This is a genomic window from Streptomyces sp. NBC_01775, from assembly GCF_035917675.1.
In the GTDB taxonomy this organism is placed as follows: Bacteria; Actinomycetota; Actinomycetes; order Streptomycetales; family Streptomycetaceae; genus Streptomyces.
In genome coordinates this window covers 2,838,388-2,854,479 of the sequence record NZ_CP109104.1, presented here as the reverse complement: position 1 = coordinate 2,854,479, position 16,092 = coordinate 2,838,388, and the positions used below count along the sequence as shown (strand labels likewise).

Here is a 16,092-nt window from a genome sequence, read left to right as displayed (position 1 = left end):
CCGGACGGCGGCCCTCCCTCGGCGACGACGACCCCACGAGCGGCGACGACGACCCCACGAGCGGCGACGACGACCCCACGAGACGAAAGCAGCGCGCGATGCACGCAGCAGCCAAGTACGTCGGCAACAAAACCATCACCGTAGGAGAGGCGGAAGCGGCCCCGCCTCCGCCGGGCCATGTCCAGATCGAGGTGGCCTTCACCGGGATCTGCGGCACGGACCTCCATGTCCTGCACGGTTCCATGGACGGGCGGGTGTCCCTCCCGGCCGTGATCGGACACGAGATGTCGGGGCGGATCGCCGCCACCGGCCAGGGAGTCGAGGGCTGGACGGCCGGCGACCCGGTCGGGGTGATGCCGCTCGACTGGTGCGGTACGTGCCCCGCGTGTGCGGCGGGCCACCAGCACATCTGCCAGAACCTGAACTTCATCGGGATCGACTCGCCCGGATCGTTGCAGACCCGCTGGAACGTGCCCGAGAAGGTGCTGGTCCGCCTGCCGGAGTCGCTGCGGCTCGACCATGCGGCGCTCCTCGAACCGGTGGCCGTGGCGGTGCACGACGTACGGCGGGCCGCACTCCGGCCCGGTGAGAAGGCCGTCGTCATCGGTGGCGGCCCCATAGGACTCCTCATCGCGGTCGTGGCCAGGCACACCGGGGCACAGGTCGTCGTCGCGGAGCCGGACGCGGTCCGGCGGGCGACCGCCGCCGGGCTCGGGTTCGAGGTACTCGACCCGGGAGCCGGGGACCAGGCCTCGTGGGTCGAGGAGTGGACGGCGGGCGCCGGTGCGGACGCGGTGTTCGAGGTCTCCGGCTCAGCGGCGGCCGTGCTCGGCGCGGCCTCCCTGGCCCGCGTCAGAGGCCGTCTGGTCATCGTCGCGATCCATCCGCAGCCCCGGCCGGTGGATCTGAAGCAGATCTTCTGGCGGGAGCTGACGCTGCTGGGGGCCCGGGTCTACGAGCGGCAGGACTTCGAGACGGCGGTGACCCTGCTCGACGGCGGGGAGATCCCGGCCGACCGGCTCATCACCGGCACGGTGCCGCTGGGGAACGTGGCGGACGCGTTCCGCCAGCTGTCCGAGGGCGCGGGGATGAAGGTGCTCGTCGACTGCGGGGGAGAGAGCTGATGGTGGACAGCGGTCCTTTCGACCTGACGGGCAAGCTCGCGGTCGTGACGGGCGCCAGGCGCGGCATCGGCAAGGCGATCGCCGAAGCCCTCGCCGCGGCCGGAGCCGACGTCATCGGAGTGAGCGCCTCGCTGGAAGCCCACGACAGCGCGGTGGGCAAGGCCGTCGCGGCGCACGGGAGAACGTTCACCGCCCGCCGGGCCGACTTCGCCGACCGGGCCCAGGTCCGCGCACTCGGCGCGGAACTCGCCGGGCTCGACCGGCCGGTGGACATCCTGGTGAACAACGCCGGGGCGATCGAGCGGGCGCCGGCGGCCGAACACCCGGACGAACTGTGGGACCACGTCGTCGAGGTGGATCTCAACGCCCAGTTCGTGCTCAGCCGTGAAGTGGGCAAGTCCATGATCGACCGTGGTGTCCGGGGGAGGATCATCTTCATCGCCTCCCTGCTGAGCTTCCAGGGCGGCGTGAACGTCCCCGGCTACGCGGCGGCGAAGTCCGGTGTCGCCGGGCTGACGAAGGCGCTGGCCAACGAATGGGCAGCACACGGCATCGGCGTCAACGCCATCGCTCCCGGCTACATCGCCACCGACAACACCCAGGCACTGCGCGACGACACCGACCGCTCCCGGGCCATCCTGGAACGCATCCCGGCCGGCCGGTGGGGACGCGCTGAGGACATCGGCGGGGCGGCGGTATTCCTGGCCGGCGCCGCGGCGGCCTATGTGTCAGGAACGGTGCTGCCGGTAGACGGAGGCTGGCTCGGCCGCTAGCTGTATTGCCCTGTGAGGTTGGGGACGCGGGGCTGTACATATGTGCGGCTCCGCCGCGTGGGCGCGACCGGGCCGAGCCCCGAAGGGGCGCGGGGAACTGCGCGACCAGCCCAAAACGCACCCGCACCCTGCGAAGCACAGCCAGGGGCAGCCCCTGCTCAGCACGAGGAAAGAGGGCAACAGCACGAGGCGAGGGCAACAAAGATCGCGGCCTGACCGGCCGCCTACGCGGCCCCCCGCTAGGCCCCCCGTTCCGCGGCGAAGGCCACCATCTCCGGCAGGACCTCCGCGAGGGGCCCCGGCTCCGTGCCGTCCAGGTGCCGGTATTCCGTGCCGATGGTCACCACCAGCCGCTCCACCAGCCCGAGTTCGGGCCGAAGGCCCTCGTGGGCGATGGCACGGGCGGCCTCGAGCGCGGACACCCCGCGCGCATGCGAGGCGTGCGCGCGCTCGCGCAGGTGGCTGAGGTAGTCGATGTGGGAGCGCAGCCCCGCCCGGTCGAGCACCGGCCCGTGGCCGGGCACGATGGTCTCGGCCCCGCTGTCCAGCACGCCCTGGCACGCTCCGATGATGTTCTCCAGCGGGCCCGCCCAGTGCACCGCGTGGTCGCCCGGGTGCTCGGGCGTCGAGCCGAAGACGATGTCGCCGGTGAACACGGTGCCGTGGTCGGGCAGCTGGACGACCAGGTCGCCCGTGGTGTGCGCGGACGGCAGGCTGGTCAGCAGCACGGGGTGACCGCCCACGGTGAGTTCCAGCTCGCCCTCGAAGACGGTGGAGGGCACCACGACCTCCGTACGCGACCAGTCGAAGTGGCCGAAGTGCTCGGCGATATAGCTGCCGACCGCCGACCCGCTGCCCGCCGCTTCGCTCAGCTGCCTCAGCTGTCGCGGGCTCGGCTCCAGGTCGATGTGGTGGCGCGCCTCCCGGGTGGCGATCACCTCGGCGTCCGGCAGTACGTCGGCGCCCCACAGGTGATCACCATTGGCATGGGTGACCACGATCCGGTCCACCTCGGCCCCGCCCAGCACCTCCCGGGACGCCGCCAGAAACGCTTCGGCCAGCGGCCGGTCGTACGGTGTGTCGATCCACAGCCCCGTTCCGTCCCCCACCAGCAATCCACAGTTGGCCAGCCCCCACCCTCGCCGTGGCGGGTTCCAGAGGTGAAGGCCGTTGCCGAGCTTGCGGAGAGAGGAAGGGGTGAGCGTCATGTGATCGATTATGCGGCCCCGAGCTGTGCGAGAAAGCGCCCCCCATGTCTCACGCCGGAAGATCCAGAGTGGGCCGGACCGGCTGCCGCCGCTGTTCGGTGTCCCGTACGGGGATGGCGGCGGGGCCTCGCCCTCCTCCTGGGCCTGGAGGAGGGCCCGGCACTGCGCGTACCGGCGGTCGTGGACCTCCAGGTGCAGCGGAGCGCCCCGGACCTGCGCCGTGGTCGGCGCGGCTGGTGCCGCCTTCGCTGATCATGCTGGGACCGAACGGCGCCGGGAAGCCGAACCTGTTCGATGCCTTGCGGCTGGTTGCGGGAGGCCACTGAAGAGGCGCTCACGCCTCGGTATCCGTGACCGGGGCGGGGAGCCGAGCCGGCTCCCCGCCCCGGTCACGGGTCTCAGTTGCTGAAGATGTTGCCCTGGTTCTGGCCACGGGCGCCCTGTTGGCCCATGCCGTACTGGGCGCGCACGCCGCCGCCGATCTCGGCGCCCTGCGGGGGGAGGAGTTCGCTGGGCTGGACCAGGGCGTAGCCCTGACCCAGGAAGGACAGCTCCCAGCCCTCTCCCGTGCTGCCCCGGCGGCGCCAGACGCCCTGGGAGGAGGTCTGGGCCTGCATCTGGACCCGCAGGCCGCTGGACCAGGCGACGACGGCGTCCGAGTCGGCGTTGACGTAGGTGTCCTGCGTGACGTTCAGCAGCAGCGGCTGGCCCGAGGTCATCAGCGCGACCTTGCCCTGCCCGGTGATGTTGAGGTTGTAGGCGCCGGTGCCGGAGATGCCGAACTGGCTGTCCACGGAGATGATCTCGTGGTGCAGCGTGGAGTCCATGGCCAGGACGTACGAGGCGTCGACGGTCAGGCCGTCCCGCTCGACGTCCACCACGTGCACGTACTGCGCGAGGTTGGCGAGGAAGACCGAGCCCTGGCCCGAGCAGCGCATCAGGGGCAGGTGCTCGCGGGCCGGGCCGCGGCGGTTGCCGCGCGGCTGGTACTCGGCGTCGAACTCCAGCAGGCCCTGGTAGGCGACCATGGCGCCCTTGCGGGCCAGCACGTCGTCGTGCCCGGTCAGCTGGACCCGCAGGAGCTGCGGGTTCTGCGTGGCGTAGCGGTCCTGGCTCTGGACCTCGGCGTATGCGAAGAGTGAACTCTGCACGGCGGTTCTCCTTCCCCCTCAGCCCCGGACCCGGATGCGGTCCGTGCTGTCCTCGCTCGGCTGTACGACCACGAACCCCTGACCGGAGAACGCGATCTGGTAAGCCTCGCCGCTGCCCCGGCCGATGAGCGCGGAGGCCTTCATGCTGCGCTTGCTCTTCATCTTCAGGCCGCTGGACCAGGCCACGAGCGCGTCCGGGTCGACATAGGTCTCGTCGTCGCCGCGTCCGCAGTCCACCACGACGGGCGCGCCGCGCGAGGTGAGCGCCACCCAGCCGGTGCCGCGCACGCCGACGTTGAACAGGCCCTGCCCGGCGAACTTGGCCATCCCCTTGACCCGCTCGACGCCCCACTGGAGGTGCGCGTCGAAGGCGAGGAGGTTGGTGCCGTTGACGGACAGCGACTCCTCGTTGAGGTTCACGCAGACGACGTCGGCGCCGTAGTCGGCGAGGTAGAGCAGGCCGTCGCCGCGGCACAGCATCAGCGGGTTCTTCTCGCCCGACAGCCACTGCGAGGCCATCTGGCGCACGGCCGGGGGATTGGCCTCGTACTGCACGAAGCCCTCGTAGGCGACCATCGAGCCGGGCCTGGCGAACAGGTCCTGACCGGACTGCATGGCCACCTTGACCATGTGCTGGCCGTGGTTTTCCATACGGGCTGCGACGGGAGCGGGCGCGAATCCTGCGAGCGTTGCCGGCTGGTTCACTGGATGTCACCTCGCGAGGCGGTTGCGGGCTCGCCCCGGACGGGGGCATTTCGTGGGGGTCCGGGGGGTCGCTCCCCGGGGAACCGCAGCATGACGGGCTCCTCCTAGACCTCGTACGGCTGGACGACGATGAAGTTGCCGGGTGCGCCACGGAACTGGAGGTTCACGGTCTCGCCGCTGTGCCCCGGGTAGGCGTTGCGGTGCAGCCGGACCTGGCTGGAGATGATGACCTGGGCCGCGGCCGACCAGGCGACGACGGCCTGCGCGTCGGCGAAGGTCGTGGGCGTCACCGGCAGCACGACGGGCGTGCCCTGCGTCTTGACGATCACGGTGCCCGTACCGGTGAACTGCATGGTGAACAGCGCGCCGCCCGGGATGCCGTGGCCCTCGATTCGGCGCACCTCGTACTGGAGCGACTCGTCGAAGGCCAGCACGTTCTCGGCGGAGACGCAGATCGCGTCGCCCTGGAGCTCCACGGGGTGGACGTGGGCCGCGTTCTCCGCGAAGAAGACCTGGCCCCGGCCGCTGCACCGCATCAGCTGCATCTCCTGGCCCGTGGCGTTGCCGACCACGCGCCCTGTGAAGCCCGCGCTCTTGTAGGAGAAGTCGACCTTGCCCTGGTAGAGCACCATGCTGCCCTGCTTGGCGAGCACGGGCCGGCCGTCGATGCCGATGTCGGCGCGGACGAGCGCCGGGTTCTGGAGCGTCCAGCGCTGACCCGTCGGCACCTCGTGGAACTTGCCGAGCGCCGCGCCCACTCCGGCGGCGGGGCCCTGCGGTATCTGGGGCGCCTGTGGGGCCTGGGGAGCGCCGAGTCCGCCCTGTTGCTGGGCGAAGGGGTTGCTCAGCTGCTGTCCGGGCGGGCCCTGCTGGGCGGGCGGCGCCTGCTGGCCGGGGACCTGCGGCTGGGTGGGCTGCGGAGGCTGGGGCGCTTGGGGGGCCTGCGGCGTCTGCGGTGCGTAGGGGTTGCTGCCCGGGGGCGGCTGGGGCGGTTGCGGCTCGCCGCCGAAGGGCGCGGTCGGCACGGTCACGGTGGGTGCGCCGTGCACATCCGGCGCCTGCGGCTGCGGGGGCTGCTGGGCCGCCTGGGGCTGGGGCTGTTGAGGCTGCTGGGGCGCGGGAGGTTGAGGCGCCTGGGGTGCCTGGGGTGCCTGCGGGGCCTGCGGGGCCTGTGGCGCCTGGGGCGCCTGCTGGGCCGGGGGGCCCGGCGGCGGGGCGAAGCCAGGGGCCGGCTGCTGGGGCGCCGCGCCACCCGGCGGGGCGAAGCCGGGCGCGCCCTGCGGGGCCGCCTGCGGCTCCTCCTCGGCGACCTCGCCGCCGAAGTTCTTCAACAGCGCGTCGAGGCCGCCGTCGAAGCCCTGGCCGATGGCGGCGAACCGCCAGACGCCTTCCTTGCGGTAGATGTCGCCCAGCATCACGGCCCGCTCGGTGGTGAACTCCGAGCCGTCGAAGGCGTAGCGTGCGACCTCCTCGCCGCCCGCGACGATGCGGATGTAGCCGGGCGCCACCTGCGAGAGCTGGCCCGCACCGTCGAGCGCGGCGGTGAAGGACAGCCGGCTGACCTGTGCAGGAATCCGGTCCAGCGTGACCCGGAAGGACTCGGTGTCCCCGGCCTGCGCGCCGAGGAGCTGAAGGGACTCTTCGGGGGACTTGGGCTGGTTGAAGAAGATGAAGTAGCGGTCGTCGGAGAGTTGCTCCCGCTCGTCCAGCCCGAAGCAGCTGATGTCGAACGAGAGTCCGGGGCCGCCGATCTGCACACCCACGTACAGATCCGTGCCCGCCGTCAGATCACTGATCTTGGCCTTGTGACCGCGCTGCAATTCCCTGGGCATACGTAACGACCGTCCCCCATCCCGTGTGGTGCCTGTTCCGCCGCGCGGCTTTTGTCCGCGTGTCCGCCCGGCAACGGTTCCCACAGGCTAACCGGTGCCCGCGCCGACCGCGCCGGGTGTGCCGGGTCGGGGCGCGGAACCCGGACGTACCCGCTCGAAGTGTGGGTGCCCGGCAGGGGAAGCGCCCGTTCCATGTGGGTTCCCACGTGGATTTGCGTGGACTAAGGTGCGGGCGAGGGGCTGCGGCTGCGTATCCCCGGCACGTGTTTGTGGAGGGTTGTACGTGATGAGTGACCTGATCAGCGCCGATCTGGTGGATACGGACCTGCACGCGGCCGAGCGGAAGGAAGCCGTGCGCGCGCTGGCGGCCCGGCTGCGCGACGCGGGGCGGGTGACGGACCTGGAGGGGTTCCTGGCCGACGTCGAGGCGCGGGAGGAGCAGGCGGCGACCGGCCTCGACGGGGGCGTGGCCATCCCGCACTGCCGCTCCGCGCATGTCACCGTGCCCAGCCTCGCGTTCGGCAGGGTCCGGGAGGGCGGCATCGACTTCGGCGCGGCCGACGGGTCGCTCGCCGACCTGGTCTTCCTGATCGCGGCGCCCGAGGGCGGCGACTCGGAGCACCTGCGGATCCTCGCGGCCCTCGCCCGCCGCCTCGTGCGCGCCTCGTTCACCGGTGAGCTGCGTACCGCCGAAGACGAGGGCGCCGTCGCCGACTTCGTGCGGGGCGAGGTGACGCTCCCATGAGCGCCGTACGCGGGGGTTCAGCCGATACGGGCGCCGACCCGGGAACGGAAGCGGGGACGGGCACGGACACGGGGACGGGGACGGAAGCCGGGGTCACGCGGCTCGTCGCCGTCACCTCCTGCCCCACCGGCATCGCCCACACCTACATGGCGGCGGAGGCGCTGGAGCAGGCGGCGGCGGAGGCCGGGGTCGGGATCCACGTCGAGACACAGGGCTCGGTCGGCGCCGACCCGATACCGGGCCACGTCATCGCCGAGGCCGGCGCGGTCATCTTCGCCGCCGACGTCGAGGTGCGCGACAAGGAGCGCTTCGCCGGAAAGCCCACCGTGCAGGTCGGCGTCAAGAGCGCCATCAGCGACGGCCCGGCGCTCATATCCCGCGCCGTCGCCGCCGCGAGGGAGGCCGCCTCGACCGGCGCCCCCACGGCCGACGCCCCCAGGACCGACGCTCCCACGGCCCCCGCCCCGGAGAGCGAAGGCCCCGGGGAGAGCCGGGGCGCGCAGCTGCGGGGCTGGCTGATGACCGGGGTCAGCTACATGATCCCGTTCGTCGCCGCCGGAGGCATCCTCATCGCGCTGGGCTTCGCCCTGGGCGGCTACGAGATCGACAAGGCAGCCGCCGTCACCAAGCACTTCGACTGGACGGAGCTGAACAGCTGGGCCGCGCTGTGCTTCCAGACCGGCCAGCTCGCCTTCGAGTATCTGGTACCTGTGCTGTCCGGCTACATCGCCTTCGCGATGGCCGACCGCCCCGGGCTCGCGCCCGGCATCGTGGGCGGCGCGGTCGCGGTGGCCGTCGAGGCGGGCTTCCTGGGCGGCCTGGCGGCCGGCCTGATGGCGGGCGGGCTGGTGATGTCGCTGCGGAAGCTGAAGATCCCCGCCTCGCTGCGCGCCATCATGCCGGTGGTGGTGATCCCGCTGGTCGGCTCGCTGATCGTCGGCGGGCTGATGTTCACCGTCGTCGGCAGGCCCATCGCCTGGGCGCAGGAGGGGCTCACCGACTGGCTCAACAGCCTCAGCGGCGGCAACGCGCTGGTGCTCGGCGCCGTGATGGGCATTCTGTCCGCCTTCGACATGGGCGGGCCCGTCAACAAGGTCGCCTACACCTTCGGCGTCGCGGGCCTGACGACCGGAACGGACGGGGCCTTCAAGGTGATGGGCGCCGTCATCGCCATCAACGTCGTCCCGCCGCTGGCGCTCGCGCTGGCCACGACCGTGCGCAAGTCCCTGTTCAGCAAGGCCGAACAGCAAAACGGCAAGGCCGCCTGGGTGCTGGGCTTCTCCCAGATCACCGAGGGCGCGCTGCCGTTCGTCGCCCTGGATCCGCTGCGGGTGATCCCCGCGTGCATGGCGGGCTGCGCCACGACCGGCATGATGACGATGGCCATCGGCACCCCGCTGCGGGCCCCGCACGGCGGGCTGTTCGTCACGCCGCTGGTGGGGAGCCCCTTCCTGTGGCTGCTGTCCATCGCGGCCGGGGTGCTGGTGGCGACGCTGCTGGTGGTCGTGCTCAAGAGCACGACCCGGCGCGCCGTACCGGACACGGCCTGAGCCTCGCGTGCCCGTCGGCACCCGACCGGCGCACGCCTGAGCCCTCTCGAACAGGAGCCCCGCACATGAGCGATGCCGATGCCGTCGCCGACGCCGATGCCGCGCAGCACGGCGCGTCCAGCCCCTCCGGGGCGTCCGGCGCGAGCAGGCAGCAGTACGCCGCCGAGCGGCAGCAGGCCCTCCTGCGCGCCGTGCGCGTGGAAGGACGGCTGGACGCCGCCGAGACCGCCGAGCGGCTGGGCGTCTCGGCGGAGACCATCCGGCGCGACCTCGTCCTGCTGGAGCGCCAGGGCCTGTTGCGGCGTCAGCACGGCGGGGCCGTACCCGCCGAGAGCCTCTCCCTGGAGCCGCCCACCGCCGAACGCACCGGATACCAGCGCGAGAAGCGCCGTATCGCCCAGGCCGCGCTCGAACATGTGCCGGCCGAGGGCTCGGTGCTCCTCGACGCCGGGTCCACCACCGCGTGTCTCGCCGAGATGTTCCCCGGCGACCGCGAACTGACCGTCTTCACCAACACGCTGCCCCTCGCCCTCACCCTCGTCGGCAAGCCCCGGCTGGACGTGCACACGCTCGGCGGCAGGGTGCGCGCCCGCACGCTGGCCGAGGTCGACCACTGGGCGATGCGCACCCTTTCCGAAATCCGGGTCGACGTCGCCTTCCTGGGCACCAACGCCATCTCCGTGGAGCGCGGCCTGAGCACGCCCGACACCTCGGAGGCCGCCATCAAGCGGCTGATGTACCGCACAGCGCGCCGCCGCGTCCTGCTGGCCGACCACCACAAGGTCGGCAGGGAACGGCTCTACCAGTACGCGGAACTGTCCGACATCGACCTGCTCATCACGGACACCGGGCTGTCCGACAAGGACGCGGCACAGCTCACCGACGCCGGAATCCGGGAGATCCTCCGCGCATGATCGTCACCCTCACCCCCAACCCGAGCATCGACCGCACCCTGACGGTGCCCGAGTACGTCCCCGGCGAGGTCAACCGCTCCGCGCCCTGCGGCCTGGAGCCCAGCGGCAAGGGCATCAACGTCTCCCTCGCGCTCCACGCCCAGCACCGGCCGACCCGCGCGGTGCTCCCGCTCGGCGGCCCCGACGGTGCGGTGCTCGCCCAGATGCTGGACCAGGCCGGGCTGGAGTTCACCGGGGTGCCCGTGGAGGGCCCGGTGCGCAGCAACGTCACCATCGTCGAGGCCGGCGGGCGGGTGACCAAGGTCAACGAGCCCGGCCCCGAGCTGTCCTCCGACGAGACGGTCGCCCTCTTGGAGGGCACCGCGAAGGCCGCCCAGGACGCCGGCTGGCTGCTCGCGGCCGGCAGCCTGCCGCGCGGTGTCGCCCCCGACTTCTACGCCCGGCTCCTGGACGGGGTGCGCGGCTCGGGAGCCGTCGCCCGGGTCGCGGTCGACAGCTCGGGCCCCGCGCTGGCCACCGCGATCCGGCGCTCGCCCGACCTGATCAAGCCGAACGTCCACGAACTCGCGGAGGCGGCGGGGGCGGTGGGCGCTCCCGCGTCCGTACGGACGCTCGGCGACGCGCTGGACGCAGCCCGGCGCCTCCAGGACGCCGGCGCCGGAACGGTCCTGGCCAGCCTCGGAGTCGACGGAGTGCTCCTCGTCGAGCGGGAGGCGGAGGCGGTGCACGCCGAGGCGCGGGTGCTGCGGCCCCAGAACACAGTGGGGGCGGGGGACGCGCTGCTCGCCGGCTTCCTGGGGGCCGGTGGCGCGGGACCCGACGCACTGCGCGAGGCCCTGCGCTGGGCCTCCGGCGCGATCATGCGCGCCGGGACGTTGCTGGGGGCCCACATCGATGACGCGGGGTTCGCACTCCGCGTCCACGACGAGGTCGACCGGCGTCGTGCGCTGACCCTCGATTGAGATTTCCCCCGGGCAGGGGCAGACATCGACTCACCTCATCCACTGGAGCAGCGCCATGCCACTCACCCCCACCCCCGACCTCGTCGCCAAGGGCCCGATCCCGGCCTTCAACATCATCCAGCTCGAACACATCACAGCCATCCTCGGCGGAGCCGCCCGCGCCGGGCGCCCCGTCATCCTCCAGATCAGCGAGAACGCCGTGCGCTACCACGGCGCCCTCGCCCCCCTGGCCGCCGCGGCCCTCCAGGCCGCGGACCGCGCGGCGGTCCCCGCCGCCGTGCATCTCGATCACGCGACGGACCCGGCCCTGGTCGAGGAGGCCGTCGAACTCGGGCTCCAGTCCGTGATGTTCGACGCCTCGGCCCTGGAGTACGAGGCGAACGTCCGGGCGACCGCCGAGGTCGTCGCCGCGTGCCACGCCCGCGGCGTGTGGGTCGAGGCCGAGCTGGGCGAGGTCGGCGGGAAGGACGGGGTGCACGCGCCGGGGGCGCGTACCGACCCCGACGAGGCGGCGGCGTACGTCGCCGCGACCGGCGTGGACGCGCTCGCCGTCGCCGTCGGCAGCTCGCACGCGATGCGCACCCGCGACGCCGCGCTCGACTTCGCCCTCATCCGGCGGCTGCGCGCCGCGCTGGACGTACCGCTGGTGCTGCACGGCTCGTCCGGGGTGAGCGACGAGGATCTCGCCGAGGCCGTCACCGCCGGGATGACGAAAATCAACATGTCGACGCACCTCAACATCCGCTTCACGCGTGCCGTGCGCGAAGCGCTGGACGCACGCCCCGACCTGGTCGATCCGCGCAAGTACCTCGCGCCGGGCCGCGAGGCGGTCGCGGAAGAGGTCGCCCGGCTGACGGCGCTGCTGAGCGGCGCCCCCGCCGTGGACGCCCCCGCCGTGGAGGGGGAGGTCACCAAGTGAGCGCCCTCATCCCCGTCCCCGTCGCCGCGCTGCCGCGCCCCCGTGCCGTCGTCTTCGACTGCGACGGCACGCTCATGGACACCCTGCCGTGCGCGGACATGGCCTACGACGCGATGTTCGCGCGCCGCGACCGCCGCTGCCCCGACGCGCTGCGCACCGCGCTGACCGGGGTGGCGGTGGACGACGCGGGCGAGGTGCTCGTCCGCGAACTGGGCGGAAGCGCGCCCGCGCTGAGCGAGGAGCTGAACGCCGAACTGGTCGCCGCCGTCGGCACGGCGGCGCGTCCGCTGCCCGGGGCGCTGGACGCCGTACGGCGCGCCGCCGCCGTTCTCCCCGTCGCCATCGCCAGCAACAGCTTCCGCGCCCTGCTCGACAAGACGCTCGCCAAGGGCGGCCTGGCCGCGCTGGTCCCGGTCACCGTCGCCGGGGACGAGGTGGCGCGTCCCAAGCCCGCGCCCGATGTGTACGCCGCCGCCTGCGCGGCCCTCGGCGTACCGCCCGGCGAGGCGGTCGCCGTGGAGGACACCGCGCTGGGCATCCGCGCTGCGGCCTCCGCCGGGTTGACGGTCATCGGGATCGGTACCCCCGCCACCTGCCCGGGAGCGCACGCGTACGTCACCGGGCTGGACGACCCGGCGCTGGCCGCGTGGCCGCCGCCCGCATCCCCCGGGGCGGCACCGTTCACAGCAGCACCCTTCACAACAGCACCGGCACCAGTTCCGGATCGGTGAAGTCCGCGTCGTCGAAGGGGTAGAGAGGCCGGATGACGCGGTGATGGCCCAGGCGCGGCAGGTCCTGGTCGACGCCGCCGGGGGTCAGCGCGAGGAGCCAGCCGGCAGCCATCTCGTACAGCTCCGGCTCCAGGTAGCCGAGCTTGACGACGACCAGGTCGTAGGCGCGCGGGTCCAGTTCGCCGAAGTCGGCCAGGGTGTGGAACGGCTTGCGGCGCTCGGTGAGGACCGCTGTGACGCCGCCCCGCCGGACGCCCGCCGCCCGGCAGCCGTCGAGGACTTGGAGCGAGACCACCTCGCCGGTCAGCTCGTACGGCTCGGCGTGCGGCCCCGTACCCGCGCTCACTCGGCCGCCGACGCGCAGGGTGACCCGTGCGCCCCGGCCCGCCGCGAAGCAGGCGTCGACAGCGGCCGGATCGGTGATGCCCGGGTGCAGGGCCGTCGCCCGGCCCGAGGCGAGGTCCTCGTGCGCCAGCAGCCGGCTGAGCGCGTACGCGAGGTCGCCGGCGCCGCCCGCTGTGGGGTTGTCGCCCGAGTCGCTGATCAGGAACGGGCGGGCCGTGGCGGCGACCGCCTTGGCGACGCACTCGTCCAGCTGCCCGGTGGGCCCGACGAAGGTGAAGTCGTGCCGCGCCTCCCAGTAGCGACGGGCCAGCATGGCGGCCTGGGCCAGGGCGAGTTCGGCGTCGTCGCCGGTGACGACCACGGCGGCGCGGCAGCGCGGCTCGTCCGCCCAGGCGTAGCCCACCCAGACCGCCGCGTCCGTGATCCCCTCCAGCGCCTCGACGGAGGCCAGCGAGCCGTAGAGGGACTTGGCGGGCTCCAGCCGGGTGCTGGTCTTCTCGCCGGGCAGCAGCACCGGCACCTGCACCCAGGCGCGGTGCGGGCGGCCCGCGCCGCTGGTGAGGCGGTCGACGAGGTTGCGCGCGGCGCGCTCCCGCGTCTCCCAGGCGTCCTCGTGCGGGGCGAGGCGGTGCGCGGTGAGCAGGTCGAGATGGCGGGCGAACTCGTGGGAGACGTTGCCGTGCGGGTCCATCGCCGCGGAGATCAGGGTGTCGGGCCCGGCCGCCTCCCGGACGGCGGCGGTCAGTTCGGCCTCGGCGTCGGTGAGGCCGAACACGCTCATGGCGCCGTGGATGTCGTAGACGATCCCGTCGAGGGGGCCGGCCTCACGTATGCGGCCGACGAGTTCGTCACGGATCCGCCCGAACGTCTCCAGCTCGACCGGCCCCCCGGGCAGCGCGACCGCGTGCACCAGCGGCACCCACTCGACGTCGGCGGCCATCGGGTCGGCCGGACCCGTCCAGGCGTAGCGCCCCAGCAGGTCCGCGCCACGGGTGACGCGGAAGTCCTCGTAACTGGTGCGGTGCGGACAGAATCCGCTGGACTCGATGGCCATCCCGCCGATGCCGACGCGCTGCGCGCGGCCGGCCCCGTGTTTCTCCATGGCACCCGCCACCACTATCTGAGGCCCGCCAGGAACGCCGCCCAACTGCCGTGCGCAATCCGCAGGATGGGGCCCGCACCTTTGTTCTTGGTGTCGCGGACGGGGACGCTGTGGGGGAGGTTGATGGCGACCTCCACGCACTCGTTGTTCCCGCCGCTATAGGTGCTCGTCCGCCATGACGCGGCTGTGAGGTCGGTGTGGTCGTGGCGTGCGTTGGTCATGATGTTCTGTGCTCCTTGGCCCTGCGCTTGATGAGGGCACAGGACTCCACCGGGGACAGCGAACCGGTGCGTGCGGAGTCGAACAGATCGCTGTATCGCACGACTTCATGCTCCTGCTCCAGCCACATGGAGCCGGTCGGGTTGTCCGTCAACACCACATTCAGTGCTGCCTCTTGTGGAAATCCCAGTACCACGTACGGCCCGAACATACTCGGATGCGCTCCACGGTCGAACGGCAGGACCTGCACCGTGACGTTCGGCAGCTCCGCCATCGAGGCGAGGTGCGCCAACTGGTCCCGCATGACGGTCGGGCCACCGACCTGTTGCATCAGCACCGCTTCCGAGAGAACGGCCCAGACTCGGAGGGACGGTTCGTCCGTCAGACGTTCCTGACGGGTGAGCCGGGTGGTGACGAACTGCTCGATCTCGTCGGCCTCCTGCCAGTGCTGGGAGGCGACAGCGACCGCGCGGGCGTAGTCGGCGGTCTGAAGGAGCCCCGGCACAAGCTGAGCCTGGAACGTGCGGACCGAGTCCGCGATGGCTTCGAGAGTGATGTAGTCGCGGTACGTGTCCTCCAGGACCGAGCCGTACTGGTTCCACCAGCCTTCGCGACGGCGCCGGTTGGCCCTGCGGGCGAGGGACGTGAGCCGTTCGCGCAAGGTCGATTCCTTCACGCCGTATGCGTGGAGCAGCGCATCGAGGTCCGGCAGCCGCACGGGAACGCGCCCGTTCTCGATGCGGCTGATCTTCGCCTTCGTGCAGTCGGCGGCTTCTGCCGCGTCAGCGGTGGACTTCCCCGCTGCCTCGCGAAGCCTGCGCAGCTCGTCGCCGAGCTGGCGCCCGAGAACGGTCGACGGACGGACGGTACTGCTCCTCGTAGTCATAACGACCCTTGTACCAGGGGCGGTTGGGTGACGTAACAAGGAACCACGATCGGGTGATTCATGTAGCAATCCTCGAAGTAACGTTGCACACGGTTCGGATTCGTCGGCACTCTGTGACGGTGCGCAGGGCGAACAAGCCCGCGCAGCGGAGAGTTCACCCCGCGCCCACCCATCAGGGAGCCGCCATGTCCCAGCACGACCAGCTCCGAGAGCCGTACGAGGCGAGCTGCCGCCTGCCCCGGGGCAGGCAAAGCGTGGCGAGGGCGCGAGCCCTCGTGCGGGCGGTGCTCACCGCGTGGGAGGTGGACGCCGGGGTGACGGAGGACGCGGAGCTGGTCGTGTCGGAGCTGGTGACCAACGCGGTGCGGGCGCCCGCGCCGAGCGACCGGCAGGTCGCCGTCCGGGTGGTACGGCCGGACGAGGCGGCCGTACGACTGGAGGTCGGCGACGCGGGCGAGGGGCGCCCCGCGCCAAGAGTGCCGGCGCCCGGCGACGAGGGCGGGTACGGGCTGCTGCTCGTGGAGGCGCTCGCCTACCAATGGGGCACGGAACGCCGACCGGGCGGCGTGGGCAAAACCGTGTGGGCCGAACTACGCGCCCCCGCCCACGATGGCGAGGTCACAGCCTCGGCCGTCACCGTGTGCGCGGGCCACCACGTACACGCTCGCGGTGCGTGGCACACGGTGCGCGGCGTGCGAGGCGAGCGCTTCGCCACGGGCGCCCTCGCCATCGTCCTCACCCTGGACGAGGGCCCCGCCCTGCGCGTCCCGGCGACGGAAAAGCTGACGGTGCGGCGCGCGGTCCGGGGCTGACGAGGCGCCGATGCGTGGGCGTGCCCCGCTGTGGCGAGCCATGTCGCGTCGCGAAAAGTGCGTGGGACACGTTTGTTGCCGGAGTGACGGAATGACTACACTCAGGCGTTCCCG

Annotated in this window: 14 protein-coding genes and 1 pseudogene; 8 read left to right on the top strand and 7 right to left on the bottom strand. The window is 72.4% G+C overall.

All coding sequences use genetic code 11. The features are described from left to right. Nucleotides 1–98 precede the first annotated feature (98 nt). Nucleotides 99–1,124 carry a zinc-dependent alcohol dehydrogenase gene (locus OHB04_RS12690; RefSeq protein WP_326692703.1) on the top strand — a complete coding sequence of 342 codons (1,026 nt, stop codon included), beginning with the start codon at nt 99–101 and terminating at the stop codon, nt 1,122–1,124. Then, on the top strand, nt 1,124–1,897 hold the full coding sequence (locus OHB04_RS12685) for an SDR family oxidoreductase (protein WP_326807468.1): 774 nt from the start codon (nt 1,124–1,126) through the stop codon (nt 1,895–1,897). Before OHB04_RS12690 ends, OHB04_RS12685 begins: the two co-directional genes overlap by 1 nt. Before the next feature lie 239 nt (nt 1,898–2,136). Here the strand turns inward: OHB04_RS12685 and OHB04_RS12680 are convergent, their stop codons facing one another. The 4 genes from OHB04_RS12680 to OHB04_RS12665 form a co-directional block, all read right to left on the bottom strand. Then, nucleotides 2,137–3,105 (bottom strand): MBL fold metallo-hydrolase, encoded by a 969-nt coding sequence (locus OHB04_RS12680; RefSeq protein WP_326687787.1) that lies wholly within the window; start codon nt 3,103–3,105, stop codon nt 2,137–2,139. 398 nt (nt 3,106–3,503) lie between these two features. Further along, nucleotides 3,504–4,256 (bottom strand): AIM24 family protein, encoded by a 753-nt coding sequence (locus tag OHB04_RS12675; RefSeq protein WP_326687786.1) that lies wholly within the window; start codon nt 4,254–4,256, stop codon nt 3,504–3,506. A gap of 18 nt (nt 4,257–4,274) precedes the next feature. After that, on the bottom strand, nt 4,275–4,961 hold the full coding sequence (locus tag OHB04_RS12670; RefSeq protein WP_326687785.1) for an AIM24 family protein: 687 nt from the start codon (nt 4,959–4,961) through the stop codon (nt 4,275–4,277). A gap of 104 nt (nt 4,962–5,065) precedes the next feature. After that, complete coding sequence (locus OHB04_RS12665; RefSeq protein WP_326807467.1) at nt 5,066–6,793, bottom strand: TerD family protein; 1,728 nt, start codon at nt 6,791–6,793, stop codon at nt 5,066–5,068. 286 nt (nt 6,794–7,079) lie between these two features. On the opposite strand from OHB04_RS12665, the pseudogene OHB04_RS12660 reads away from it, so the two are divergent. The 5 genes and pseudogenes from OHB04_RS12660 to OHB04_RS12640 all read left to right on the top strand — a co-directional run bounded on the left by OHB04_RS12660 (nt 7,080) and on the right by OHB04_RS12640 (nt 12,614). After that, nucleotides 7,080–9,088 (top strand): annotated as a pseudogene (locus tag OHB04_RS12660) (PTS fructose transporter subunit IIABC). A 65-nt stretch (nt 9,089–9,153) separates the two neighbouring features. Continuing rightward, on the top strand, nt 9,154–10,002 hold the full coding sequence (locus tag OHB04_RS12655; RefSeq protein WP_326687781.1) for a DeoR/GlpR family DNA-binding transcription regulator: 849 nt from the start codon (nt 9,154–9,156) through the stop codon (nt 10,000–10,002). After that, nucleotides 9,999–10,964 (top strand): 1-phosphofructokinase family hexose kinase, encoded by a 966-nt coding sequence (locus OHB04_RS12650; protein ID WP_326807466.1) that lies wholly within the window; start codon nt 9,999–10,001, stop codon nt 10,962–10,964. Before OHB04_RS12655 ends, OHB04_RS12650 begins: the two co-directional genes overlap by 4 nt. A gap of 55 nt (nt 10,965–11,019) precedes the next feature. Continuing rightward, entirely contained in the window at nt 11,020–11,883 is an 864-nt protein-coding gene (locus OHB04_RS12645) for a class II fructose-bisphosphate aldolase (RefSeq protein ID WP_326807465.1), read from the top strand. Further along, complete coding sequence (locus OHB04_RS12640) at nt 11,880–12,614, top strand: HAD family hydrolase (protein WP_326807464.1); 735 nt, start codon at nt 11,880–11,882, stop codon at nt 12,612–12,614. The genes OHB04_RS12645 and OHB04_RS12640 overlap by 4 nt, the downstream gene beginning before the upstream one ends. On the opposite strand, the gene OHB04_RS12635 is transcribed toward OHB04_RS12640, so the two are convergent. Genes OHB04_RS12635 through OHB04_RS12625 form a run of 3 tightly spaced genes read right to left on the bottom strand, consistent with a single transcriptional unit; the run spans nt 12,580 to nt 15,166 of the window. Further along, nucleotides 12,580–14,061, bottom strand: a complete 1,482-nt coding sequence (locus OHB04_RS12635; protein WP_326807463.1) for a M81 family metallopeptidase — start codon at nt 14,059–14,061, stop codon at nt 12,580–12,582. The genes OHB04_RS12640 and OHB04_RS12635 overlap by 35 nt on opposite strands. Nucleotides 14,062–14,075: 14 nt before the next feature. Then, the gene (locus OHB04_RS12630) at nt 14,076–14,282 is read right to left on the bottom strand and encodes a DUF397 domain-containing protein (protein WP_326687776.1); all 207 of its coding nucleotides are present in this window, start codon (nt 14,280–14,282) and stop codon (nt 14,076–14,078) included. After that, entirely contained in the window at nt 14,279–15,166 is an 888-nt protein-coding gene (locus OHB04_RS12625; protein ID WP_326687775.1) for a helix-turn-helix domain-containing protein, read from the bottom strand. The genes OHB04_RS12630 and OHB04_RS12625 overlap by 4 nt, the downstream gene beginning before the upstream one ends. Nucleotides 15,167–15,351: 185 nt before the next feature. On the opposite strand from OHB04_RS12625, the gene OHB04_RS12620 reads away from it, so the two are divergent. Beyond that, entirely contained in the window at nt 15,352–15,978 is a 627-nt protein-coding gene (locus OHB04_RS12620; RefSeq protein WP_326687774.1) for an ATP-binding protein, read from the top strand. The last annotated feature ends 114 nt before the right edge of the window (nt 15,979–16,092 follow it).